This is a genomic window from Streptomyces rubellus (assembly GCF_036323805.1).
Taxonomy (GTDB): Bacteria; Actinomycetota; Actinomycetes; order Streptomycetales; family Streptomycetaceae; genus Streptomyces.
In genome coordinates, this window is sequence record NZ_JAZDCX010000012.1 from 40,398 (window position 1) to 64,098 (window position 23,701).

General features: G+C 75.7%; 21 protein-coding genes. 18 read left to right on the forward strand and 3 right to left on the reverse strand.

Annotation, left to right across the window (positions count from 1 at the left end):
* Positions 1-22: 22 nt before the first annotated feature.
* Positions 23-235 (reverse strand): hypothetical protein, encoded by a 213-nt coding sequence (locus V1L54_RS15925; protein WP_330118664.1) that lies wholly within the window; start codon positions 233-235, stop codon positions 23-25.
* 208 nt (positions 236-443) lie between these two features.
* On the opposite strand from V1L54_RS15925, the gene miaA reads away from it, so the two are divergent.
* From miaA to V1L54_RS16000, 15 genes are all read left to right on the forward strand, one after another.
* Positions 444-1,385: a tRNA (adenosine(37)-N6)-dimethylallyltransferase MiaA gene (gene miaA, locus V1L54_RS15930; protein WP_330118665.1), complete on the forward strand. Its 942-nt coding sequence runs from the start codon at positions 444-446 to the stop codon at positions 1,383-1,385.
* Between the two features lie 107 nt (positions 1,386-1,492).
* Entirely contained in the window at positions 1,493-1,972 is a 480-nt protein-coding gene (locus V1L54_RS15935; protein WP_330118794.1) for a hypothetical protein, read from the forward strand.
* 80 nt (positions 1,973-2,052) lie between these two features.
* The gene (gene dapF, locus V1L54_RS15940) at positions 2,053-2,955 is read left to right on the forward strand and encodes a diaminopimelate epimerase (protein ID WP_330118666.1); all 903 of its coding nucleotides are present in this window, start codon (positions 2,053-2,055) and stop codon (positions 2,953-2,955) included.
* Between the two features lie 82 nt (positions 2,956-3,037).
* Positions 3,038-5,206 carry a RelA/SpoT family protein gene (locus tag V1L54_RS15945; protein WP_330118667.1) on the forward strand — a complete coding sequence of 723 codons (2,169 nt, stop codon included), beginning with the start codon at positions 3,038-3,040 and terminating at the stop codon, positions 5,204-5,206.
* Between the two features lie 163 nt (positions 5,207-5,369).
* The gene (gene hflX, locus V1L54_RS15950) at positions 5,370-6,869 is read left to right on the forward strand and encodes a GTPase HflX (protein WP_330118668.1); all 1,500 of its coding nucleotides are present in this window, start codon (positions 5,370-5,372) and stop codon (positions 6,867-6,869) included.
* 223 nt (positions 6,870-7,092) lie between these two features.
* Complete coding sequence (locus V1L54_RS15955; protein ID WP_330118669.1) at positions 7,093-8,250, forward strand: sensor histidine kinase; 1,158 nt, start codon at positions 7,093-7,095, stop codon at positions 8,248-8,250.
* 13 nt (positions 8,251-8,263) lie between these two features.
* Positions 8,264-8,944 (forward strand): response regulator, encoded by a 681-nt coding sequence (locus V1L54_RS15960; protein ID WP_330118670.1) that lies wholly within the window; start codon positions 8,264-8,266, stop codon positions 8,942-8,944.
* Positions 8,945-9,305: 361 nt separating this feature from the next.
* Positions 9,306-10,304 carry a TOMM precursor leader peptide-binding protein gene (locus V1L54_RS15965; RefSeq protein WP_330118671.1) on the forward strand — a complete coding sequence of 333 codons (999 nt, stop codon included), beginning with the start codon at positions 9,306-9,308 and terminating at the stop codon, positions 10,302-10,304.
* Positions 10,305-10,314: 10 nt separating this feature from the next.
* Entirely contained in the window at positions 10,315-11,217 is a 903-nt protein-coding gene (locus V1L54_RS15970; protein ID WP_330118672.1) for a nitroreductase family protein, read from the forward strand.
* A complete protein-coding gene (locus V1L54_RS15975; RefSeq protein WP_330118673.1) occupies positions 11,214-12,125 on the forward strand; it encodes a SagB/ThcOx family dehydrogenase in 912 nt (303 codons plus the stop codon). Before V1L54_RS15970 ends, V1L54_RS15975 begins: the two co-directional genes overlap by 4 nt.
* A 4-nt stretch (positions 12,126-12,129) precedes the next feature.
* On the forward strand, positions 12,130-12,999 hold the full coding sequence (locus V1L54_RS15980) for a CPBP family intramembrane glutamic endopeptidase (protein WP_330118674.1): 870 nt from the start codon (positions 12,130-12,132) through the stop codon (positions 12,997-12,999).
* The gene (locus V1L54_RS15985; protein WP_330118675.1) at positions 12,947-14,332 is read left to right on the forward strand and encodes a hypothetical protein; all 1,386 of its coding nucleotides are present in this window, start codon (positions 12,947-12,949) and stop codon (positions 14,330-14,332) included. Before V1L54_RS15980 ends, V1L54_RS15985 begins: the two co-directional genes overlap by 53 nt.
* Positions 14,329-15,384: an ABC transporter ATP-binding protein gene (locus tag V1L54_RS15990; RefSeq protein WP_330118676.1), complete on the forward strand. Its 1,056-nt coding sequence runs from the start codon at positions 14,329-14,331 to the stop codon at positions 15,382-15,384. Before V1L54_RS15985 ends, V1L54_RS15990 begins: the two co-directional genes overlap by 4 nt.
* Entirely contained in the window at positions 15,371-16,162 is a 792-nt protein-coding gene (locus V1L54_RS15995; RefSeq protein WP_330118677.1) for an ABC transporter permease, read from the forward strand. Before V1L54_RS15990 ends, V1L54_RS15995 begins: the two co-directional genes overlap by 14 nt.
* Positions 16,159-17,661, forward strand: coding sequence for a YcaO-like family protein (locus tag V1L54_RS16000; protein ID WP_330118678.1), 1,503 nt, complete (start codon positions 16,159-16,161; stop codon positions 17,659-17,661). Before V1L54_RS15995 ends, V1L54_RS16000 begins: the two co-directional genes overlap by 4 nt.
* On the opposite strand, the gene V1L54_RS16005 is transcribed toward V1L54_RS16000, so the two are convergent.
* The gene (locus V1L54_RS16005; RefSeq protein WP_330118679.1) at positions 17,652-18,461 is read right to left on the reverse strand and encodes a helix-turn-helix transcriptional regulator; all 810 of its coding nucleotides are present in this window, start codon (positions 18,459-18,461) and stop codon (positions 17,652-17,654) included. The genes V1L54_RS16000 and V1L54_RS16005 overlap by 10 nt on opposite strands.
* Positions 18,462-18,959: 498 nt before the next feature.
* On the opposite strand from V1L54_RS16005, the gene panD reads away from it, so the two are divergent.
* Positions 18,960-19,376, forward strand: coding sequence for an aspartate 1-decarboxylase (panD, locus tag V1L54_RS16010; protein ID WP_330118680.1), 417 nt, complete (start codon positions 18,960-18,962; stop codon positions 19,374-19,376).
* A 113-nt stretch (positions 19,377-19,489) separates the two neighbouring features.
* Here panD and V1L54_RS16015 read toward each other — a convergent pair whose 3' ends face one another.
* On the reverse strand, positions 19,490-20,695 hold the full coding sequence (locus tag V1L54_RS16015) for a trypsin-like serine peptidase (protein WP_330118681.1): 1,206 nt from the start codon (positions 20,693-20,695) through the stop codon (positions 19,490-19,492).
* A 270-nt stretch (positions 20,696-20,965) separates the two neighbouring features.
* Between V1L54_RS16015 and V1L54_RS16020 the strand changes: the two genes are divergently transcribed.
* Together V1L54_RS16020 and V1L54_RS16025 are read left to right on the forward strand one after the other, a co-directional pair.
* Positions 20,966-22,975: an IucA/IucC family protein gene (locus V1L54_RS16020; protein ID WP_330118682.1), complete on the forward strand. Its 2,010-nt coding sequence runs from the start codon at positions 20,966-20,968 to the stop codon at positions 22,973-22,975.
* Positions 22,975-23,658: a GNAT family N-acetyltransferase gene (locus V1L54_RS16025; protein WP_330118683.1), complete on the forward strand. Its 684-nt coding sequence runs from the start codon at positions 22,975-22,977 to the stop codon at positions 23,656-23,658. The genes V1L54_RS16020 and V1L54_RS16025 overlap by 1 nt, the downstream gene beginning before the upstream one ends.
* Positions 23,659-23,701: the final 43 nt, after the last annotated feature.

A 23,701-nucleotide genomic window follows, 5' to 3' on the forward strand; every position in this document is an offset into this window, starting at 1 on the left:
TGTTCCAGGCGGCGGCCCCGGGTCAGGCGGCGGGACCGCCCCTGCCCCGGCGCTCGCGGGAGATCCGTTCCGCCGCCCGGCGGGCCCGGCCGCCGCCCGCCCCGGTGGGGCGCCGGTGCCTGCCCCCGGCCCCGGTGCCGGCCGTGCCGCCGGTCCCCGCGGTGCCCTGGCCGGTCCTGCCGCCGTGCCGGTGCATCATGTCCCTGACCTTGCCCATGATCCCCATGGCGGTCACCTCGCCTCCCCGGCCTCACGGCCCCGCGTCGGCGGCCGCGGACAGTGCGGAGAATCAGCCGAAAACGTTCTTGCTCTTTCCGAATACTACCCTTATGGGGTGATTCCTGCCTTCCGGGAGGGCGGTCCGCGGTGGAGGGCGGACCCGGCCGCGGGGGCGTTCCGCCACCCGTTCAAAGCGGCCGCCGGGCGTTTGGGAGACTTGTTCCGTGAGCAGTCAGCCACTCGCCGTCCCCCGTGTCATCACCGTGGTCGGCCCCACCGCCGCCGGGAAGTCCGACCTGGGCGTCGCCCTCGCCCGGCGGCTCGGCGGCGAGGTGATCAACGCCGACTCCATGCAGCTCTACCGCGGCATGGACATCGGCACCGCCAAGCTCACGCCCGCCGAGCGGCAGGGCGTCCCGCACCACCTGCTGGACGTCTGGGACGTCACCGTCACCGCCAGCGTCGCCGAGTACCAGCGGATGGCCCGCGCCGTGATCGACCGCCTGCTCTCCCAGGGGCGTACGCCCGTGCTGGTGGGCGGCTCCGGGCTGTACGTGCGCGGCGCCGTCGACGCCCTGGAGTTCCCGGGCACCGACCCGGCGGTACGGGCCCGGCTGGAGGCCGAACTGGCCGAGCAGGGCCCGGAGGCGCTGCACGCCAGGCTGGCCGCCGTCGACCCCGGGGCCGCCCGCGCGATCCTGCCCGGCAACGGCCGCCGCATCGTCCGGGCGCTGGAGGTCGTCGAGCTCACCGGACGTCCCTTCACCGCCAGCCTGCCCGGCCCCGACCCCGTCTACGACACCCTCCAGATCGGCGTGGCCGTCGAGCGGCCGGAGCTGGACGAGCGCATCACCCGCCGGGTGGACCGGATGTGGGCGGCCGGACTGGTCGAGGAGGTGCGCGAACTGGAGCGCGCCGGGCTGCGCGAGGGGCTCACCGCCTCGCGCGCCCTGGGCTACCAGCAGATCCTGGCCGCGCTGGCGGGGGAGTGCACCGAGGAGGAGGCGCGCGCCGCGACGGTGCGCGCCACCAAGCGCTTCGCGCGGCGCCAGGACTCCTGGTTCCGCCGCGACCCGCGGGTGCGCTGGCTCAGCGGCGCCGCCGACCGCCGGGACGACCTTCCCGAGCGCGCCCTGGCCCTGCTCGAACGAGCGGTCACAGCCTGATCACGTGATGGCATCGGGACGCCCCGAGGACCCTGGACAGCCGCCCGGACGTGCCATCATCGACCTTCGAACGTGCCGCAGAGCCGGAGTTGGGAGGGCGCGTGGCGATGGAGGCCGGCCCTCGTAGCAGTGACGAGCCGGTCGTCGAGCCGCTTCGGGCCGACGACCCGGACAGCGATGCTCCGAAAGCCCTCGAAGAGGTGACGGATCTGGCGGATCTGGCGGACCTGGACACCCCCGCGGCGGACGGCGAGTCCTACGGCGAGCTCCGCCCGCCCCGGCGGCTGCAGCTGTGGCAGCTCGTCCCGATCGTGGCCGTGGGGGCCGCGGGCTCGCTGATGTTCGCCTTCCCGCTCGCCTTCGGCCTCGGCGACGGGGGAGCGGTGGTCGCCATGCTCGGCCTGCTGCTGAGCTGCTCCGCCGCCGGCTGGGGCATGATGGCCGCCCGCCGTGCCGGGCTCGGCTGGCCCGGACTGCCGCCGCGCGGTTCCGGCGAACGCCCCGACTGGCGCCTGGTCGCCCTCTACGCGCTGGTCGCCGCGGTCCTGGTGCTGCTGGCCGTGTGGCGAGTCGCCCGGCTGCGCTGAGCCCGCCCCCGCGCCGCTCCCCGTTCCGGCGGTGCGGGCCCGGCGCGCCCGAGCAGCCGCAGCCGCCGTAGGATGGCACCGTGAGCAGTGCGGCACCCGTGCGGTTCCTCAAGGGACACGGCACCGAGAACGACTTCGTGATCATCCCCGACCCGGACGGGGCGCTGGACCTGTCCGCCGCGGCCGTGGCCCGGCTGTGCGACCGGCGCGCCGGGATCGGCGGCGACGGGCTGCTGCGGGTGGTGCGCTCGGCCGCCCACCCCGAGGCGCGGGCGATGGCCGGCGAGGCCGAGTGGTTCATGGACTACCGCAACGCCGACGGCAGCGTCGCCGAGATGTGCGGCAACGGCGTGCGGGTCTTCGCCCGCCACCTGGCGCGGGCCGGGCTGGCGGAGGCGGGGGAGCTCGCGGTCGCCACCAGGGCGGGCGTACGCCGGGTGCACCTGGCCAAGGACGGCGACGTCACCGTGCGCATGGGCGTCGCGCGGCTGCCCGCCGGGCCGGAGCCGTCCGTCACCGTCTCCGTCGGAGAGCGCGCCTGGCCCGCCCGCAACGTCAACATGGGCAATCCGCACGCCGTCGCCTTCGTCACGGACCTGGCGCACGCGGGCGACCTGCGCGCCGCCCCGGCCGTCACCCCGGCCGCCGCCTACCCCGAGGGCGTCAACGTCGAGTTCGTCGTCGACCGCGGCCCGCGCCATGTCGCCCTGCGGGTGCACGAGCGCGGCTCCGGCGAGACCCGCTCCTGCGGTACGGGCGCCTGTGCCGTGATGGTCGCCGCCGCCCGCCGCGACGGCGCCGACCCGGCCGCCGACGGCACCCCGGTCACCTACACCGTCGACGTCCCCGGCGGACGGCTGGTGATCACCGAGCACGCGGACGGCGGCATCGAGATGACCGGCCCCGCCGTGATCGTCGCCGAGGGCACCGTCGATCCCGCGCTGCTCACCGCCCCTCCGGGGGCTCATGTCCCGAACGGGTGATCCCGGCCACTGCGGACGGGAGGCGGCACGGGGCACCCGGCCGGGTGGGTAGGATCGACCCCCCGACGCCGTGGGAGGTGCCTTGAGCGCAGTACGGAGCCTTCGCAAGCTCGGCCGTGCGGCCCTCCTGGGGCCCTCGCCCCGCCACGCCCTCCCGCACGCCATCGAGCACCTCGCCAAGGCCCACCGCGCCCACCACCCCGGCGCCGATCTCGACATCCTGCGCCGCGCGTACGTCCTGGCGGAGTCCTCGCACCGGGGCCAGACCCGCAAGAGCGGCGAGCCGTACATCACCCACCCGCTCGCCGTCACCCTGATCCTGGCCGAACTCGGCGCCGAGACCACCACCCTGACGGCCTCCCTGCTGCACGACACGGTGGAGGACACCGAGGTGACGCTGGAGCAGGTGCGCGAGGAGTTCGGCGAGGAGGTGAGCTACCTCGTCGACGGCGTCACCAAACTGGAGAAGGTGGACTACGGCGCCGCCGCCGAGCCGGAGACCTTCCGCAAGATGCTGGTCGCCACCGGCAGCGACGTCCGGGTCATGTCGATCAAGCTCGCCGACCGGCTGCACAACATGCGCACCCTCGGCGTGATGCGGCCCGAGAAGCAGGCCCGCATCGCCCGGGTCACCCGTGACGTGCTGATCCCGCTGGCCGAGCGGCTGGGGGTGCAGGCGCTCAAGACCGAGCTGGAGGACCTGGTCTTCGCCATCCTCCACCCCGAGGAGTACACCCGCACCCGGGAGCTGATCCGCGCGCACAACGCGGAACCCGACCCGCTCGACGGGATCGCCGAGGCCGTGCGGGGCGTGCTGCGCGAGGCGGGCATCGCCGCCGAGGTCCACATCCGGCCGCGGCACTTCCTCTCCGTCCACCGGGCCCTGGCCAAGCGCGGCGGGCTGGGCCCCTGCGACTTCGGGCGGCTGCTGATCCTGGTCGCGGAGGACGCGGACTGCTACGCGGTCCTGGGCGAGCTGCACACCTGCTTCACCCCGCTGATGTCCGAGTTCAAGGACTTCATCGCGGTCCCCAAGTTCAACCTCTACCAGTCGCTGCACACCGCCGTCGCCGACCCGGCCGGCCGGGTGGCCGAGGTCCTGGTCCGCACCCGCCGGATGCACCGGGTCGCCGAGGCCGGGGTGATCGCGCTCGGCGACCCGCACCGCGCCCCCGGCGCCGACCGGGACGGGACGGGGACGGCCGCCGGGGACGCCGAACGCGTCGATCCCACCCGCCCCGGCTGGCTGGAGCGGCTGCTGGAGTGGCAGAGCCACGCCCCCGACCCGGACACCTTCTGGGACGAGCTGCGCGACGACCTCGCCCAGGACCGCGAGATCACCGTCTTCTGTACCGACCCGGGCAGCACCACCCCCGTGGCCACCCTCCATCTGCCCGCCGGGGCCACCTGCGTGGACGCCGCCTACGCCCGCTACGGGGCGGCCGGACACGCCCTGGTCGGAGCCCGGGTGGACGGCCGGCTGACCGCGCTGGGCACCGCGCTGCGCGACGGCGACGCGATCCAGCTGCTGATGGCCCCCGCGGGCACCTCCGGTCCCTCCCCGCAGTGGCTGGAGTACGCCCGTACGCCCACCGCGCGGATCGCCATCCGCACCTGGATCGACTCCAGGCCGCCAGGGGACGGGCGGGCGGACCGCGCCGACGGGACGGGCCGGTCGCCGTCCCCGGTGCCCGGCGCCCGGACGGCGGGCCGGGAGGCGTGCCGGGGCGGGGACGGTGCCGCGCCCGGCCGGCGGGAGCGGTCCCACGAGCGGCCGGCGGCCGTCGCCGAGCTGCCCGGGGCGCCCGTACGGCTGGCCCGCTGCTGCACCCCCGTACCGCCCGACGACGTGGTGGGTTTCGCGGTACGCGGCGGCGCGGTGACCGCGCACCGGGAGAACTGCCCCACCGTCGCCCGGATGACCGCGGGCGGGCGCACGACCGTGCCCGTGCGCTGGCAGGCATCCGGCGCGGGCTGCCGGGTGACGCTGTACGCGGAGTCGCTGAGCCGCCCGCATCTGCTCGCCGACCTCACCGAGGCCATCGCCGGGGAGGGCGCCGCCGTGATCTCGGCGGCCGTCGAGCCCCCGCAGGAGCAGCGGGTACGGCACAAGTACACCCTCGAACTCCCCGAGGCCGGCGACCTGCCCCGGCTGATGCGCGCCATGCGGGAGGTGCCCGGCGTCTACGACGTGGTACGGGCCACCCGCGGCCGGCGCCCGTCCCGGGGCGGGGAAGCGCCGTCCAAATGAGGTGACGGCCCGGCCGGGCCGTGTCACCATCATGGAGCCGGACACGCTCCGGAGCCGATCGCTCCGGATCCGGCGGCCGGGCCTCACCCAGGGGCGCCGGGAATGTCCCGGAGGCGCCGCGCGTTGTCACCGGTGTCCCGCTTCCACGACCGTAAGGACGCAATTGACCTCCTCTTCCTCCCTTCCGCAGAACGGCCAGCGCACCGCCGAGTCGTATCGCCGAGCCGACGCCCTGATGGAGGAGGACGTCGCCTGGACCCCCGAGATCGACGGCGAGCGCGACGGCGACCAGTACGACCGCTCCGAACGCGCGGCGCTGCGCCGGGTCGCGGGGCTGTCCACCGAACTCCAGGACATCACCGAGGTCGAGTACCGGCAGCTGCGGCTGGAGCGCGTGGTGCTCGTGGGCGTGTGGACCTCCGGCACGGCGCAGGACGCCGAGAACTCCCTCGCGGAGCTCGCCGCCCTGGCCGAGACCGCGGGCGCGGTCGTCCTCGACGGGGTGATCCAGCGCCGCGACAAGCCCGACCCGGCCACCTACATCGGCTCCGGCAAGGCGCAGGAACTGCGCGACATCGTGCTGGAGACGGCGGCCGACACCGTCGTGTGCGACGGTGAGCTCAGCCCCGGCCAGCTGATCCACCTGGAGGACGTCGTCAAGGTCAAGGTGGTGGACCGCACCGCCCTGATCCTCGACATCTTCGCCCAGCACGCCAAGTCCCGGGAGGGCAAGGCGCAGGTCTCGCTCGCGCAGATGCAGTACATGCTGCCCAGGCTGCGCGGCTGGGGCCAGTCGCTGTCCCGGCAGATGGGCGGCGGCGGCTCCGGTTCCTCGGGCGGCGGCATGGCCACCCGAGGCCCCGGTGAGACCAAGATCGAGACGGACCGGCGGCGGATCCGCGAGAAGATGGCGAAGATGCGCCGGGAGATCGCGGAGATGAAGACCGGCCGCGAGATCAAGCGGCAGGAGCGGCGCCGCAACAAGGTGCCCTCGGTGGCCATCGCCGGATACACCAACGCCGGGAAGTCCTCCCTGCTCAACCGGCTCACGGGCGCGGGCGTCCTGGTGGAGAACGCGCTGTTCGCCACCCTCGACCCGACCGTGCGCCGCGCCGAGACGCCCGGCGGGCGCGCGTACACCCTGGCCGACACCGTCGGCTTCGTACGGCACCTGCCGCACCACCTCGTCGAGGCGTTCCGCTCCACCATGGAGGAGGTAGGTGACGCCGACCTGATCCTCCACGTGGTCGACGGCTCGCACCCGGCTCCGGAGGAGCAGCTGGCCGCCGTGCGCGAGGTGATCCGGGACGTCGGCGCGACCGACGTGCCCGAGATCGTGGTGGTCAACAAGGCGGACGCGGCCGATCCGCTGGTCCTGGCCCGGCTGCTGCGCGCCGAGAAGGGCGCCGTCGCGGTCTCGGCCCGCACCGGCCGGGGCATCGGCGAGCTGCTGGAGCTGATCGACGAGAGGCTGCCGCGCCCGGGCGTGGAGCTGGCGGCACTGGTGCCCTACACCCGCGGCGACCTGGTCTCCCGGGCGCACGCCGAGGGCGAGGTGCTCTCCGAGGAGCACACCGGGGGCGGCACGCTGCTGAAGGCCCGGGTCCACGAGGAGCTGGCGGCCGAGCTCGGCGCGTACGTCACGGCCCAGGCCCGCGGCTGACCCACGGCCGGTCCGGAAGGCGCGCGTCCCGTCCGGGGCGCGCGCCTTCCGCCGTACCGGCCGGCCGCAGGGGCGAAAGGACACCGCCGGGCGGCGGTCCCGCGCGCCCCGGTCCCGGCGCCCCGGCGGAAGCCCGGTCCCGGCCGGGCACCGTTGATACGATCCCCCTCCGGCCCCCTCGGGGGCGGACGGCCGTCCGCGGAGGAGAGGCAGCGGAGGAGTCATGGGGGGCGGGGACACGCACGGGGGCGTCGGGTCGGGCTTACAGCGGGCGCAGGCGTTCCTGGGGCTGGCCACCCTGCTCTACCGGGCCAGCCATCTCGCGGTGGGCATCGCCGCCGTCGCCCAGCACCACAACCACCGGCCCGCCGCGTGGGCGCTGCTGGCCACCGCGGTGGCCACCAGCGTGCTCGTGCACGGCACCGCGTACTCCCGCGGCCGGTTCGTCCCGTGGACGGTCGCCGCCGACGTGCTCCTCACGGGCTGCGCCCTGCCCTTCGCCGCGTACGCCTGGGCGGGCGCCCGGGAGGCCCCGTCGATCGCCTGGACCATGGTGCTCGGCGGCTCGGCGAGCGCGGTGGCCGCGGTGGCACTCCGCCGCCGGACGGCTGTCTGCGCGGTCCTGCTCATCGTCCTCACCCACGCGGTCGGCTACCGGATGGTCGACGCCGAGGTGGCCGTGACCGGCGGCCACCTCAACGCGGTGGTGTTCTCGGCGGTCATCGCCCAGGTCCTGTGGTGGTACCTCCGCCGCCAGGGCAGGCTGCTGGACACCGCCACGGAACAGGCGGTACGGGCCGAGGCGCAGCGCGCCCGGTACGCCGAGCGGATCGCCCACTACCGGGCCCTCCACGACACGGTGCTGGCCACCCTGACGACCATCGCCCACGGCACCGTCGACGCCAACTCCCCCGAGGTGCGCCGCCGCTGCGCCCGGGAGGCCGCCTACCTGCGCCGGCTGGTCCAGCACGGCCCCGACGACCCGGCGGCCCCGCGACCCGAGGTGGGCGCCGCCCTGGAGGGCGCCGTGCGCGACGCCGAAGAACTGGGGCTGCGCGTCACCGCCCAGTACCACGACCTGCCCGCCGTGCCGCCCGATGTCGCCACCGCCTTCGGCGACGCCGTCCGGGAGGCGCTCAACAACGTCCTGCGGCACTCCGGCACCGGCCGGGCCTATCTCACCGCGGCCGGCGACGACGGCCATCTGCTGGTGACCGTGGTGGACCGGGGTGCCGGGTTCGACCCGGCCGCGACCACCGGCGGGACGGGCCTGGGACTGCGCAGTTCCATACACGCCCGGATGCGCGGTACCGGCGGGGCCGCCGAGGTCGACAGCGAACCCGGCGAGGGCACCCGCGTCGAACTGCGCTGGCCCGGATGACCGGACGGCCGGGATGACGGAGACGGCGGCGGAGGAGGCGGGGCCTATCGGCGTGGCGGTGGTCGACGACGACCGGATGCTCCTGGAGGGCCTGCGCTCCTGGCTGGCCGGCACCCCGCGCCTGCGCCTGGTGGCGACGGCGGCCACGGTCGGCGACCTGCTCACGGCGCGGGACGGGCCCAAGGCGCGGCCGCCCGCCGACGTCGTCCTTCTCGACCTGCTGCTCAAGGACGGCTCGGAACCCGCCGCCAACATCCACCGGCTGCGGGAGGCCGGCAGCCGGGTACTGATCATCAGCACCGTGGCCGACCGTCCCCGCGTCGTCGCCGCCGTCCGGGCCGGCGCCGACGGCTACCTCACCAAGGACAACGACCTGGAGACCCTCGTCGAGGCCGTCGAGACGGTGGCCGCGGGCGGCACCGCCCACTCCCCGGAACTCGCCTTCGCCTGGGCCCACGACACGGGACCGGACCGTCCCCGGCTGTCCCCGAAGGAACTCGAGGTGCTGCGCGGCTACGCCTCCGGGCTCACCCTCAAGGCCACGGCCCGGCGGGCGGGCATCAGCCCGCACACCGCCAAGTACTACCTCGACCGGGTCAAGGACAAGTACCGGCAGGCGGGGCGCCCCGCCTACACCAAGACCGACCTCGCCTCGCGGGTGCGCGAGGACGGCCTCGGCCCCGCCGGGGACTGACGTTCCGCCACCGGTCATGGCCGTTTCAGGACGCCCCGAGAGCATTGTCCGGTCCGTCCGCCGCTCCCTACGTTGAGCCCGTCCACCGGAGGCCGAAGCGGCGGGGGCCGTCCGTCGGGCCGTCTCCCCGTTCCCTCCGGGCGAGGGAAACGAGCGGGAAGGGAGGTGTTCCATGCTGCGGATCATCGACAAGGTCGAGGAGAAGTACTTCTCCGCCGACGCCACGGTCGCGCCGGGCGGCTGGTGCTGCCACTGCCACTGCACGGTCGCACAGAAGCTGCTCTGAGTTCCCGCCGGGCCCGGCCCGCCGGCCGGGCCCGGCGTTCCGCCGGCGACCCGCGCCGCCCGAGGAGGAGACCTCGTGACACATCCAGCCGAAACCACCGACTCCCCCCGCGCCACCGGCACGCGCCTGGTGCGGAACCCGTACCTCACCGTCGTGCAGTGCACCGACGACGAGGTACTGCTGCGGCACGGTTCGCGGTCGCGCTACTCGAGGGTGCTGCGCGACGACGGACGGCACCGGGTCCTCGGCCCCCTCCTGCGGGCCTTCGCCGAACCCCAGCCGCCCGACGACATCGTCCGGCGCTTCGCCGACCGGGCGGCGAAGGAGCGGCTCGCGGAACTGGTCGCCCAGCTGGCCGACGACGGCGTCCTGGTGCCGGAGGACTCGGGCGGCTTCGCGATGCACCGGAGCCTGCTCGGTGCGCGCCCCGTCCGGGGGCTGGAGGAGACCACCGTGGGCCTGGTGGGGAGCGGCGCGGTGGGCGCCCAGCTGGCCGCCCAGCTCACCGAGCTGGGCGTCGGGCAGGTGCCGGTCCTGGCGGCCGGCGCCGGCGGGCTGGCGGAGCCCGACGGCGACGAGGCGCTCGCCGGCCTGCTGGACGGCGCCGACCTGACCGTCCTGGCCCTCGACGGCTTCCGCCCCTCGCTGCTGCACCGGCTGAACCGGGCCGCGGTCGCGGCCGGGCGGCCCTGGCTCCCGGTCTACGCCGACGGCAGCGAGCTGATCGTCGGGCCGCTGGTCGTGCCGGGCGAGTCCGCCTGCTACAACGAGCACGAGATCCAGCACGAGTCGTCCCGGGCCCTGCGCCAGGAGTACCAGCTCTACAGCGAGGAACTGGCCCGCCGCACCGCGGACGACCTGCCGCCGCTGCTCGCGCCGTACGCCGCCATCGCCGCGTCCTGGGCGGCCGTCGGGACCGCGCCGTACCTCGTGGACGGGGCCAGCTTCCTGGTCGGCCGGGCGATACGGATCGACCTGGAGCGGCTGGAGATCACCCGGGAACACGTCCTGCGGCTGCCGCGCTGCCCGGTCTGCACCGAGCAGCGGCCCGCCTTCCGGCACCCCTTCCTGTAGGAGGCCCGCCATGGCATCGCACACCGGCGCCCCGGCGCACACCCCGGTCCTCGGCCACCTGCTCCGCCGCACCCTGGAGCAGACCCTGATCCCCTCCCCGAACGTCGTCGAGCTCGCCCCCGGGGGGAGCGCGGGATTCGTCAACCGGGTCGCCCCCGCCCAGGACGACGTGGCGGAGCTCTTCCACCTCAACAGCCGGCTGTCCCGGCACCGGCCCGACGACCGGCTCACCGCGGCCGAGCGCGAGGGCGTACGGCGCTGGTTCTTCACCACCTGCGGCCGGCACCGCCCCGAGGACTTCACCGGGCCGTCCAACGAGGTGCGCCGCCCGCACGCCGAACTGCCCGCCCCGCTCGGCGCGCTGTGCGCGCCCTTCGGCGGGAGCGGCCCGCTCACCGGCCTCCTCTACGGCTGCGACCTGATGGTCGTCACCGGGGACGCCCTGTGCCGCCAGCAGCCCGGCGAGGACGCCCTGTGGGTGGAACGCCGCCTGGACGGCGGCCCCGCGGCGCTCGCCCCCGCGATGCCCGACCCCGGGCCGGCCGAGGCGCTGCGCGGCGCGCGGGCCGCCCTCGTCCTGACCGGGGTGCCCTGGCGCAGCATGCTCGGCTCGGGCCCGCGCGGCTACCGGCACATGCTCATGGACGCGGGCGTACTGCTGGACGTGGTGTGCGGGCTGGCCCGGCAGGCGGGCTACGAGGCCCTTCCCGTGCGGGACTTCTACGACGACGAGCTGGACACGCTCCTGCACTGCGACGGTCTGGAGCGGTCCGCGCTGGCGGTGGTGGCCCTGCGCCGGCCCACCGACGGGGCGGCCGACGGCGCACCCGACGACACACGCGGCGACGCGGCGGGCGGCACGGCCGGCGGCGCATCCGACGGCACGGCCGGCGACGAAGGGGGAGCGGCATGACCACGGCTCCGGAGGCGGACACCACCGCGGAACCGGCCGGGGCCGCGGAGGTCACCGACGAGCACCTCGCGCGGGCACTGGGGCTGCGCGTCTGCGACCTGCCCGCGCTGCGCGACCTCACCGCCAAGGTGGCGGCGGCGCCCGGCGGACCTCCCCTGCGTCTGCGCGATCTGCTGCACCGCAGGCTGCGCTCCGCCGTGTGCGACGACATGCTCGACCCCCGGGCCCTGCTGTCGGCCCGCCCCCGGGAGGCGGAGCCCGCGGCACTGGACGGGCGGCCCGCCGTACCGCTGCCCGAGCCGGAGCCGCTGCCCGGCATCACCCTGGCCGACGCCGTCGAGCGGCGCTCCTCCGCCACCACGTACGCCCCGCGACCGCTCCCGCTGACCGCCCTGGCCGCCCTGCTGGAGGGCGCGGCCGGCATCCGCGGTCGGCGCCCCGGCTACAACGTGCGCGACTTCCCGGTGCGCCGGGCCCCCTCGGCGGGCGGCCTCGCCCCCGTCGACGTGTACGTCGTGGCCAACGACGTGACCGGGCTGGACCGGGGGCTGTACTGCTACCGCCCCGGCGGACGGGAGCTGACCGTCGTCGACTCGGGCAACATGCGGGGCAAGGTCACCGAGGCCGGCATCGCGGCCGACTGGCTGTTCCACGCGCCCGCCGTGCTGTTCCTGGCCCTCAACATGGGCCGGGTGGAGTGGAAGTACGGCGTCCGCTCCTACCGGTACGCCCATGTGGACCTGGGGGTGCTGACCCAGAACCTGTACCTGGTGGCCACCGGGCTCGGACTGGCCGGCTGCGCGGTGGCCGCGTTCGACGACGACACCGCCAACGACCTGCTGCGGCTGGACGGGCGGGACGAGTTCGTCTCGCTGCTGTTCGCCTGCGGCCTGCCCGCCGGACGGTGACCGGATGAGCCGGCTGCTGCTGGTCGCGGCGGTGGCCCCGGCCTTCGCCCTGCTGCTCGGCACGGTGATCGCGGTGTCCGTACGGCTGCGGACCGGCGGTACCGGCGCCAGGGGCGCGGTCGAGCGGCTGGCACCCGTGCTGTACGCGGGGACCGTGGCCGCCGCCGCCCTCACCGCCGCCGTCCTGGCCGGCTTCGACCCCGGGCGGCTCGGACTGGTGTCCGGCGCCGCCGCGGACGGCGCGGTGCTGGCCGCGGCCACGGCGTGCGGGGTGCTGGCCGGGGCGGGCGGTTACCTGGGCGAACTGCTGCTCGCCCACCGGGCGGCGGCCGGCCCCGGGCCGGGCGGCCGCACCGGACCGGAACCGCCCCCGCCGCCGCGGGCCCCCGCAGCCGGTACGCGTTCCGTCGGCGCCTGGGCCGCCGCCCCCCGCGCGCTGCTCGCCCTCGGCCTGGTCACCGGGCTCGCCGAGGAGGTGCTGTTCCGCGGCTATCTGCTCACCGGACTGCGGGGCGCGGTGCCGCTGTGGGCGGCCGTCGTGCTGCAGGCGGTGCTGTTCGGCGCCCACCACGCCTCCTTCGGACTGCGCGCGGTGCCCGCCAAGGCCGTCCACGGCCTGGTGTGGGGGGCGCTGGCGGCCGCCTCGGGCTCGCTGCTCCCGGCGGTCGCCGCCCATCTCGTCTTCCAGGTCCTGGTGTGCCGGCGGCTCACCCGCGCCCGCGCCCGCGCGGAGGCGCGGGACACCGGGGCGGAACCCGCGGAAGGGACCGGAGAGCAAGCCGGAGAAGAGCCCGGAGAGAACGGAGAGGGAGGTGCGACCGATGACCGTGCACACGGCGCCGCTGCTGTACGACGGCCTCCGGTGGCGGGCTGAGGGCTGGGTCCGGGTCGCCGGCGGACGGGTGGCGGACTGGGGCACCGGTGCGCCGCCGCCCGGTGCCGGCCCGGTGGAGCGGCACGGGGCGCTGATCCCGGGACTGGTGGACGCCTGCGCGCGGATCACCGGTTACTTCAACCGGATGATCGAGGGCGACGCGCTCGCCCCGCACCGCGCCTGCCTGGCCATGTGCGCGGAGGCCGGGGTGACCGTCGTCCTCGGGGTGGGCGGGCACACCGAGCCGTACGCCGCCCTGGACCACCTCGCCCGGCCCGGTGACCCCCTGCTGCTGTGGACCGGCCCCGTCCTCGACGGCCCGCCGGTCACCACCACCGCCACCCGGCTGGTCCACGACGGACCCTCCGCCCGCCGGGCGGTCGCGGCCGTGGCGGCCGAGGGGGCCCGCCTGGTGCGCACCGGTGCCGGCCTGGACCCCGGACCACTCGCCGAGGTCGTGGCGGCGGCGCGGGAGCGCGGCATGCCGGTCCTGCACCAGCCGGGCCGGACCGGGGCGGCCGAGGCGGTCCGGGCGGGCGTACGGCTGGTCCAGGACCTGCCCCGCTGCCTGCTGCCGCCCGCCGCCGGCCGCCCGGCCGCCGCGGCGGTGCGGGCGTTCGCCGATCCGGCGGTGCGGAGCGCGGCGGCCGAGCGGCTCCGGGTCCTCACCGGTGAGGGGGCGGCCATCGTGCCCCTGCTCCACTCCTGGCGGCGGTCGGCGCTGCTGGAGGAGGCGGTGGCCGAGCCGCGGCTGGAGCGGCTGGTGCCGGTGGCGCCGTTCCACCGGTACCTGCTCGACATGCGCGGTCCCGGACTGGTCTTCGGCCGCCGGTACGCCCGGGAGCACTTCGGCTTCGAGCACCTGAAGGGGGCGGCCCGCCGGGAGTTCGACGACGGCTGGGCCTTCCTGCTGGACGCGCTGGCCACCGCACACGGCGGCGGGGCGGCGCTGGTGGCCGGCAGCGACGCGCTGGGCCTGTCGCTGGTCCCCGGCTACGGGCTGTACGACGAACTGGCCTGGTGGGAGCGGGCCGGACTGGACCGGCGGACGGTGCTCGCCGCCGCGACCGGCGGCGCGCTGGACGCACTGGCGGGGCACGCCCCGCCCCGCACGCCCTGGGCGAGCGGCCTGGTCGCGCTGCCCGGCGACCCGGACACGCTGCCCGGCCCCGGGGCGCTGCCCGCGGCCTGCCGGGTGCTCGCGGGGGCGGGGGAGACCGTCCGCGACCGCGTACCCGGCTCCGCGGACCCGGAGAATCCCGAGGACCCCGAGGACCCCGCCGGGTCCGTACCCCCGGCACCGCCCAGGAGCCCCCAGGAGGCCCGGCCATGACCACGGAGGCGAACACCGGCACGAGCACGGGGAAGAGCGGAGGAGGGCCGGCCCGCCCGGACGCCCCCGTCGTGCTCGAGGCGGTGGACCTGCACAAGAGCTACGGGGACCGCACCGCGCTCGCCGGGGTGTCCGTCCGCGTCCACGAGGGCGAGATCATCGGGCTGGTCGGGCCCAACGGCGCCGGGAAGACCACCTTCCTGGAGTGCGTCGAGGGCATCCGCCGCCCCGACCGGGGCACGGTCACCATCGCCGGCCTGACCAGGTCCGCCGGCCCCGCCGCGTACCATCTGGCCTTCGGCGCCCAGCTCCAGGAGTCCAGCCTGGCCGAACGCCTGCGGGTCGTCGAGGCGATGGAGCTGTTCGCGGCCTTCTACGACGACCCCTGGGACATCGGCGACCTGCTGGAGCGCATCGGGCTGACCGAGCACCGCAAGGTGTTCTACCGGCGGCTGTCCGGCGGCCAGAAGCGCCGTCTCACCCTGGCCCTGGCCCTGCTGGGCAGGCCGCCCGTCCTGCTGCTGGACGAACCGACGACCGGCCTCGACCCGCACGCCCGGCTGGAGATGTGGGGGGTCCTGGAGCAGCTGACCGGCACCCGCACCGCCGTCCTGCTCGCCACCCACGACCTGCACGAGGCCCAGAGCCGCTGCCACCGGGTGTACGTGCTCGACGGCGGACGGATCGCGGCCGGGGGGCCGGTCGGCGACCTGCTCGGCGAAGCCGGCCTCATCACCCGGCTCCGGCTGCCCGACCGGCCGTGGCTGCCGGAACTGCTCGGTGCCGTCCCCGGCTGGACCACCTCCCGGATCGTGGCCGGTACGCACTACGCCTACGGCGGGTCCGGCTTCGCCGAGCGGGCCCTGGCGGCGCTGCGGTCCCGGGAGGAGGCCGGGACCGGTCCCGCGGACCTCCGCCAGGTGCTGGCCGCCGCCGCCACCGGCCCCACGGACCTTGAGGACCTCTACCTGACGAGGACGGGAGCACCCTATGAGCCGCCCATCGAGCCGCACAGCGAGCCGCCCGTCGAACCGCGCCGTGCGCACGGCTGAGCCCCCGGCACCGCTGACCCCGGCCGCCCGCCGCTCCCCGCGCGGGCTGGGCCGGCTGTGCCGCACGGAACTGCTGCTGTTCCTGCGCGAACCGGCCGCGGTGTTCTTCACCCTGGTCTTCCCGATGGCCATGCTGCTGTTCCTCGGGGTGGCGTACGGGACGGAGAGCAGCGACGGCGTCCGCTACATCGACGAGTACGTGGCGCACATCGTCGTCACCGTCGCCATCAACCTCGGCGTCCTGGGCGTGGCCGTCAACATCGCCGAGTGCCGGGTGAGCGGGGTGCTGCGCCGCTACCGGCTGGCGCCGGCCCCCATGTGGTGGTTCTGGCTGTCCCAGGTCGTCGTGGGGCTGCTGATGTTCGCGCTGGCGGTCTGCGCGCTGCTGGCCGTGGTCGCCGCGGCGTACGGGGTGGTGCTGGCCTCGCCCGCCGCGTTCGCGCTGGCCGTCCTGGTGGGACTGGCCTTCACCTTCGCCACCGGGGTGCTGCTCGGCAGCCTGGACCTGTCCGCCCGCGGCGTCCAGATCACCGGGACGGGGCTGTTCTTCGTCCTGTTCCTGGGCTCGGGGGCGGCGGTCCCGCGCGACTCGTTCCCCGACTGGCTCCGGACGCTGACCGCGTTCAACCCGATGTCCCCGGTCGTCGACGCGTCCGTCGACGCCTACCTGGGCCGCTCCATGGTCTCCGAACTGCCCGGGCTGGCGCTGGTCCTGGCCGCCGCCGCGGCCCTCGTCCTGACCGCCCGCTCCAAGTCCACCTGGGAGGGAAACCGATGAGCACACCGCCCGCCGCCGGTCCGTCCGCCGGCCTGTCCGCCGCCCGCCCGCTGCACAGCGAGTGGCTCAACCACCGCGACCGGCTGCTGAAACCCGCCCTGAACGACACCGAGTTCGGCGCCATCCGGGAACTGCTGGACTACTACCACCCGCACGGGCCGCTGCGGACGTTCACCACGTACTTCCGTTCCGGCCTGGGCAAGCCCATGTACGTCGCCCACGGCCAGTACTTCGACCTCGACCACGTGCTGGGCCGCCTGCTGGACCTGCCCGGCATCGGCACCGGTTTCGGCGGCCAGGTCTACGGGGGCGGCAAGGGCCACGACCTGTTCGGCACGGTGGCGTCGTCGGTGGGGGAGGCGGTGGAGCGGGTGCTGGGCTCGCTGGCCTACCTCACGCACCTGGACCGGATCCTGTACGGCTCGTACCGGGAGCTCGCCGGCCGGGGGGTGCCGTGCCTGCACCCCGAGGAGTTTCCCGTCTTCGCCCCCGAGCAGCTCGCCGGGGACCCGCTGTACGAGGCGTGGACGGAGGACTCCGAGCTCGGCTGGATCGCCGGCCGCCGGCTGCGCTCCGGGCAGGAGGTGTACGTCCCCGCGCAGCTGGTCATGCTGTTCTACCTGCACGGCCCGGACGAACCGATGATCGGGCTGGCCCCCAGCGGCGGGCTGGCGAGCCACATCAGCCGCCGCGACGCCCTGTGGCACGGGGTGCTGGAGCTGTTCGAACGCGACGCGGTCAACCTGCGCTGGTACGGGGGCGTGCCCCTGGACCGCGTCGTCGTCGACCGGCCGGTGCGCGACCGGGCGCTGCGGCGGCTGCTGGAGACCGCCGGCCAGCAGCCCGGCGAGATCACCTTCCACCTGCACAACCTCGACCTCCACGAGTACCCGGTGATCACGGCGGTCGAGCGGGACGGCTGGCTGCGCCGGTACGGCTACTTCGCGGGCGGCGGCGTCTCGGACGACACCGAGGAGGCGATGCTGTCGGCGCTGACGGAGTACGCGCAGGCGGAGCGGAGCCTGCGGATCTCACTGGCCACGCCGGACTGGGAGTTCACGGAGGCGTTCGGCCGGCAGTTCGCCATCGGCAAGGACGCCGAGGCGGCCGACTTCTCCAACTACATCCAGGTCATCCCGTACTACGGCTACGAGGAGAACCGGGGCCGGGTCTCCTGGTTCTACGACGGCGGCGAGGAGGTCCCGCTGTCGGAGCTGCCCCGGCGCCGGTCCGGCGAGGGGGCGGACCGGCGCTGGGAGCGGCTCATGGCGCTGCTGGCCGAACGCGGCTGGGACCCGGTCACCTTCGACTTCTCCCTGCCGCAGTTCCGGCACACCAGTCTGATGAAGGTGGTGCTGCCGGAGCTGAGCCCGCCGTACCCGCCGCAGGCGCCCGGTCTGGGCAACCCGCGCTACGGCCGGGTGCCGTACGAGTCGGGCCGCCGGGACCGGCCGCTGGGCTTCGGCGACCTCAACACCCGGCCGCTGCCCTACCCGTGACCGGGCGCCGGGTCCGGGGAGCCGGCCGGGCCGGCGGCCGTGCTCCCCGCGGTCCGGCCGATCAGGATGCCGAGCTGCAGGCGCGAGGAGGCCCCGAAGCGCGCGGAGACGGCCGCCACGTGGCGGCGTACGGTGCGCGGGGTGACACCGACCCGGCGGGCGACGCTCTCGTCGGTGAGCCCCTGCGCGAGCCCGGCGAGCACGGCGGCCTCGGTCGGGGACTCGGCGATCACCCGGTTCGCGGCGGCGGCGGTGTCCGGGGCGCAGGGGCGGGCGCGGGGCCACCAGTCGTCCAGGAACCGGGCCGCGACCTCCGCCGCGGCGCCGGAGCGGCGGTCGGTGAGCAGGAAACCGGTGTCCTCCGTCAGCCGGACGGCGACGGCCAGCGTCTCCCGGTCGCCGACCGCGATACGGACGGGAAGCAGTTCCGCGGTCCGGGTCTCGGTGTCCCGTCCGGCCGGCGCGGCGGTGCCGGGTGCCGTCCGGGGAGTGACGATCACCCGGTGCCGTACGGTGCGCGGGGCGGCCGTCCCGCCGGAGCGGGACGGCTCGGGCCGTACCTCGAGCAGTTCGAGGCGGGCGGTCGCGGCCAGCGCGGTGAAGACCTCGTCGATGTGCTCCGCGGAGGCCGGGACCATGCCGCCGCCTCCGGCGGAGGCGGCCGTTCCCAGCGCGCGCGTCACCCCCGGGAGCTCGGTGACGGCCGACTGGAGACGGCCGGGGAACTCGTCCGGCGCGTGGCCGGGAGCCCGCGGACTTCCCAGGGCGCAGACGCAGGCGGCACGCGTGGGACTGCCCATGGAGTGATCCCCCCTCATGTGGTCCATCCGGCACGCCCACAGGCTTCTGGTCAGGTCCCTGCGGTTCTGGCGGCCGAAATGCGCATGGTTTGTTCCGGTTGTCGCCGAATTCCGGGAATGGGTGAGGTTTATCCTTGTGCGGGTCATGTGAATGCTCGCGGGGCGTCCGGTGGGTGTCAAGGAAGGCGGGGAGGCCGGGGCACCCCCCTCTTCAGGGGGGTTGACACGGGGTGCGCGCGGGGTGCCGGGCCCGGTCCGAGTGATGGATCTCTCGGTGGGACCGCGCCGGAACGGTGCGTACCCTGGTCCCGTCCGCGCGGGGCCGGGGCACCGCCGGCCGGGCGGCACGGGCGGCACGGGCGGCGGACGACCGGAGGAGACCGGGAAGACCGGGGGAGGACTTGGGAAGCCGCCGCGCACACGATTCGTTGTAGGGTGTGGAAACCGCACTTGACCTGCGGAAAAGCAGGCAGGGAGCCAACATCCGGGAGGGCCCTCGTGCTCCGTACCATGTTCAAGTCGAAGATCCACCGTGCCACGGTCACCGAGGCGGACCTGCACTACGTGGGGTCCGTCACGGTCGACGCGGACCTCATGGAGGCCGCCGACCTCCTGCCCGGGGAACTGGTGCACATCGTCGACATCACCAACGGCGCCCGCCTGGAGACCTACGTCATCGAGGGGAAGCGCGGCTCCGGGGTGATAGGGATCAACGGCGCCGCCGCGCACCTCGTCCACCCCGGCGATCTGGTCATCCTCATCAGCTACGCGCAGCTGGAGGACGCCGAGGCCCGGGCCTTCCGGCCCCGGGTCGTCCATGTCGACACGGACAACCGCATCGTGGAGCTGGGCGGCGACCCGTCCGAGCCGGTGCCCGGCGGCGACACCCGCCGCAGTCCGATGGCGCTGGTCTGACCGGCCTCCCGCGGACCGGGGCTGACGGCTGGCTCCGCCGCCGGCCGTACGCGCGGGGTCCGCGCCCCGCGCGTACGGCGGCGTTCCGCGGCGGCCGTCCGCGGACCCGGCCGTCAGCCCCGGTCCGCGGGCCTCTCGCTGACCGCCTCGTGGACGGCCCTGGCCTCGTCCCCGAGCCGCGGACCGGCCAGCCAGGTGTGGTCCAGGGTGCCGATGGAGGTGACCGAGACCAGCACGGGCCCGCCGGAGGACGTCTCGGCGAACCAGCCGCCGCCGGAGGAACCACCGGTCATGGTGCAGCCGATGCGGTACATCGTGGACTCCGCGGGACCGGTGGTCAGCCGTCCCGGCCGGTCCTCGCAGGTGTGCATCGTGAGCCCGTCGAAGGGCGGCGCGGCGGGGTAGCCGTATGCCCGCAGCGCGGGGAGCGAGGCCGTCGAGGGGGTCTCGAAGTCGACCGGCACGGCGGTGCCGACGGTCTCCTCCAGCGACCTGCCGCCGCCCTCCTCGGGCTCCACCCGCAGCACGGCGAAGTCCTGTGAGGCGCCCGCCCCGCCCGTCTCGGCGCCGCCGGCGATCCAGTGGTCGGTGGTCTGGATCCAGTTGGCCCAGTACACGCCGTGCGGCGCGACCTCCCGCCGGGAGGCCTTCTCCAGTCCGGCGGCCCCCAGCGCCCCGTCGTTGTACGCGGGCACGAAGACGATGTTGCGGAACCAGCCGCCGTTCTTCCCGGCGTGGACGCAGTGGCCGGCGGTGGCGACGAGGTTGGACTTCCCGGGACTGCGGGGATCCCGCACGACGGTGCCGGAGCAGACCATGGGGCCCTTGGGGGTGTCCATGAACACCTTGCCCACGGCCGGGGCGTTCTCCCGGTACGGCGCCGCCACCGGCTCGGCCGCCACCGGTTCCGGCTCCGGGTCGGTGACGCCCTCGTCACCCTCGCCGCCGTCGATGCCGGAGTCGTCGACCCGGCGGTCGTTCTCCTCGGCTTCCTTCATCCGGTCCGGGTCCCACAGGCCCTCGATGATCGGATTGACGAAGTCCTTGGCCTCCCGGACCCAGCGGTCCCTGTCCCAGTCCCGCCACTCCCCGTTCTTCCACTTCTCGGGGTCGAAGTCCTTCAGGGCGTCGGGCAGCCTCTCCGGCAGCCGCAGTCCGTCGATGCCGCGGTCCTCGGTGCCGCCCCCGTCCGGCGCGGAGGCGCCCGGCCGGGCGCCCGCCTCCTCGTCCGCCGGACCGCACGCGGTGGCGGCGGTGGCCAGGACCGCGGCCACCGCGGCGGCGGCCAGTGCGGACCGCCTTCTGCTCACTGCTGACATGGACGCGAATCCCCCCGAAAAGCGCTTGTGCGTATTGATTTGTCATGAGCCCGCAGAGCGGGGCGGGCCCCACTATGCCGGTGCTGCTGTGGACGGCGGTCGCCGGGTCCCCGGTTCCGGTTCCACGGCGGCGCGGAGATCTCGCCCCCGGAACCGTGATCAGGCAGGAGCGGCGTCGTTGGTACGGGCAAAGCCGCGGCGCCCCGCGCCGTGCCGCGGGGACCGGACGACCACGCACCGGTGCGGTGCCTTCACCCCAGGGAGACTTCCTTGAACGCATGTCCCGGCCCGGACGGGAGGACGACGGGGGAGACACGGGAACGGCCCCCGGTTCCCGGCCCGCCCGTCCACCGGGCCGATCCCGCCGTCCCCCGGCAGCAGCAGCGCGGCGACGGGCCGGCCGTGCCGCCGTGTCCGGCCGCCGACGACCCCCTGGAGCATCCCGATCCGGTGCGGGCAGCCGACGCGGCGGCCCGCGAGAACCTGCTGCGCTGCTGGGTGCGCGAGAACGGGCTGCCGCGGCCGGGCGGCCCCGGCTGGGCCGGCGGTTCCGGGAGGCCCGGGGGTTCCGGGGAGACGGTCCTGCGCATCGCCCTGGCCTCCTGCGGCCTGGTGCTGCGGGTGCCGGTGAGGCACTGGTCCGCCACCGGATGGCACCGCTTCGGCGCGCCCGTCCTGGAGGGGGCCATGCCCCCCGGCGTCTCCCGTACGGTCCCCCTGGACGCCGTGACGCTGGCCGCCCTGCTGGCGCGGGAGGCCGCGCACCGCGGCGCCGTGGCACCGGGCACCGCGGTGGCGGGGACCGCGGAACTGGTCGGCCGGGTCGCCGACTCGCTGCGGCACACCGCCGTCTTCCTCGCCGACCGCCGGGCCCGGCCCGAGCCCCCGCCCGGCACGGACCCGTTCCTGGCGGGCGAGCAGTCCCTGCTCCTGGGCCATCCCCTGCACCCGGTGCCCAAGAGCCGCGAGGGACTCTCCGACGCCGAGACGCGGGCCTGGTCCCCGGAACTGCGCGGCTCCTTCCCGCTGCACTGGATGGCCGTCGACCGCCGGATCCTGGCGGCCGACTCCGCCTGGACCGAACGCGGCCGGACCGTACCCGCCGAACTGCTCGCCGACCGGCTGGCCGGCGGGGAGCGGGGCCCGCGGCGGCCGGAGGGCACCGTCCCGCTGCCGCTGCACCCCTGGCAGGCCCGCGAGGTACGGCACCGCCCGGCCGTCGCCGCGCTGCTGGAGGCGGGACTGCTGCACGAGCTGGGGGCCCGCGGCGAACGGTGGTACCCGACCTCGTCCGTACGCACCGTCCACCGGCCCGGCACCCCAGCCATGCTGAAGCTGTCGCTGGGGCTGCGGATCACCAACTCCCGCCGGGAGAACCTCCGCAAGGAACTGCACCGGGGCGTCGAGGCGCACCGGCTGCTCCGCACCGGCCTGGGCGAGCGCTGGCGCGCCGCCTTCCCCGGCCGGTACGGGTTCGACGTCGTGCGCGATCCGGCCTGGCTGGCCGTGGACGACGAGCGGGGGGAGCCCGTCGGCGGACTGGACGTCGTCATCCGCCACAATCCGTTCACCGCCGGCGGCGTCCCCGGGGAGGCGGTGTGCCTGGCCGGACTCGTCTCGCCCCGGCCGTGGCCCGGCGCGCCGGGCGGCGCGCTGCGCTCCCGTCTCGCCGACGCCGTCGTCTCCCTCGCGGCCCGCACCGGGCGGCCGGTCGCCACCATCGCCGCCGAGTGGTTCCTGCGCTACCTCCACACCGTCGTACGTCCCGTGCTGTGGCTGGACGCCGAGGCGGGCGTGGCCCTGGAGGCCCACCAGCAGAACACCGTGGTCCTGCTGGACGGCGACGGCTGGCCGGCGGGCGGGCGCTACCGCGACAACCAGGGCTACTACTTCCGGGCCTCCCGCCGCGAGGAGCTGTGGCGGCGGCTGCCGGGCGTCGGGGAGGCCGGTGACACCTTCGTCGCCGACGAGGTCGTGGACGAGCGCTTCGCCTACTACCTGGGCGTCAACAACGTGCTGGGACTGATCGGCGCGTTCGGCTCCCAGCACCTGGCCGACGAGCGGACGCTGCTCGCGGCACTGCGCCACTTCCTCACCGCGGCCGACCGCCCCGCAGACGGCGGCCGTCGGTCGCCGCTGCCCGCCCTGCTGCTGGACTCGCCGACCCTGCGGTGCAAGGCCAACCTCCTCACCCGGCTGCACGGCCTGGACGAACTGGTCGGTCCGGTGGACACCCAGTCCGTCTACGTGACCGTCGCCAACCCCCTGGTGAGGCCCTGATGCGGGGCAGGGGCTCCGCCGTGCCCGCCGCCCGCCCCGCCCGCGGCACGCCGCCGTGCGCGGTCCCGCCGGCCGCCCCGGCGTTCCCCCCGGCGCGGCCGGGTCCGCCGGGCGACATCGCCGGATGGCGGCCGGCCCGTACGGCCGCCGGGGTCTTCCGGCTGGTCCCCGTCCGGCTCGACCGCGATCTGCGGCTGATCACGGGCTGGATGAACGACCCCGCCGTGGCGGCCTTCTGGGGGCTGGCCGGTCCCGGCGCGGCCGTCGCCGCCCATCTGCGCGCCCAACTGGGCGGGGACGGCCGCAGCGTGCCCTGTCTGGGGGTGCTCTCCGGCGTCCCCATGAGCTACTGGGAGATCTACCGCGCCGACCTGGACCCACTGGCCCGGTACTGCCCGGTGCGCCCGCACGACACCGGTCTCCATCTGCTGATCGGCGGTGCGGCGGACCGGGGGCGCGGCCTGGGCACCGTACTGCTGCGCGCGGTGTCGGACCTGGTCCTGGCGCACCGGCCGCGGTGCGGGCGCGTCGTGGCCGAGCCCGACCTGTGCAACGTCCCGTCCGTCGCGGCCTTCCTCGGCGCGGGCTTCCGGCTGGCCGCGGAGGTGGAACTGCCGGGCAAGCGCGCCGCCCTGATGGTCCGGGACCGGAGTCCGCGCGATGTCCCGCGGACCGCCCGGTGAGCCGTACCGTGCGCCGTGCCGCGACCGGCGCCGGGCCGGCCCG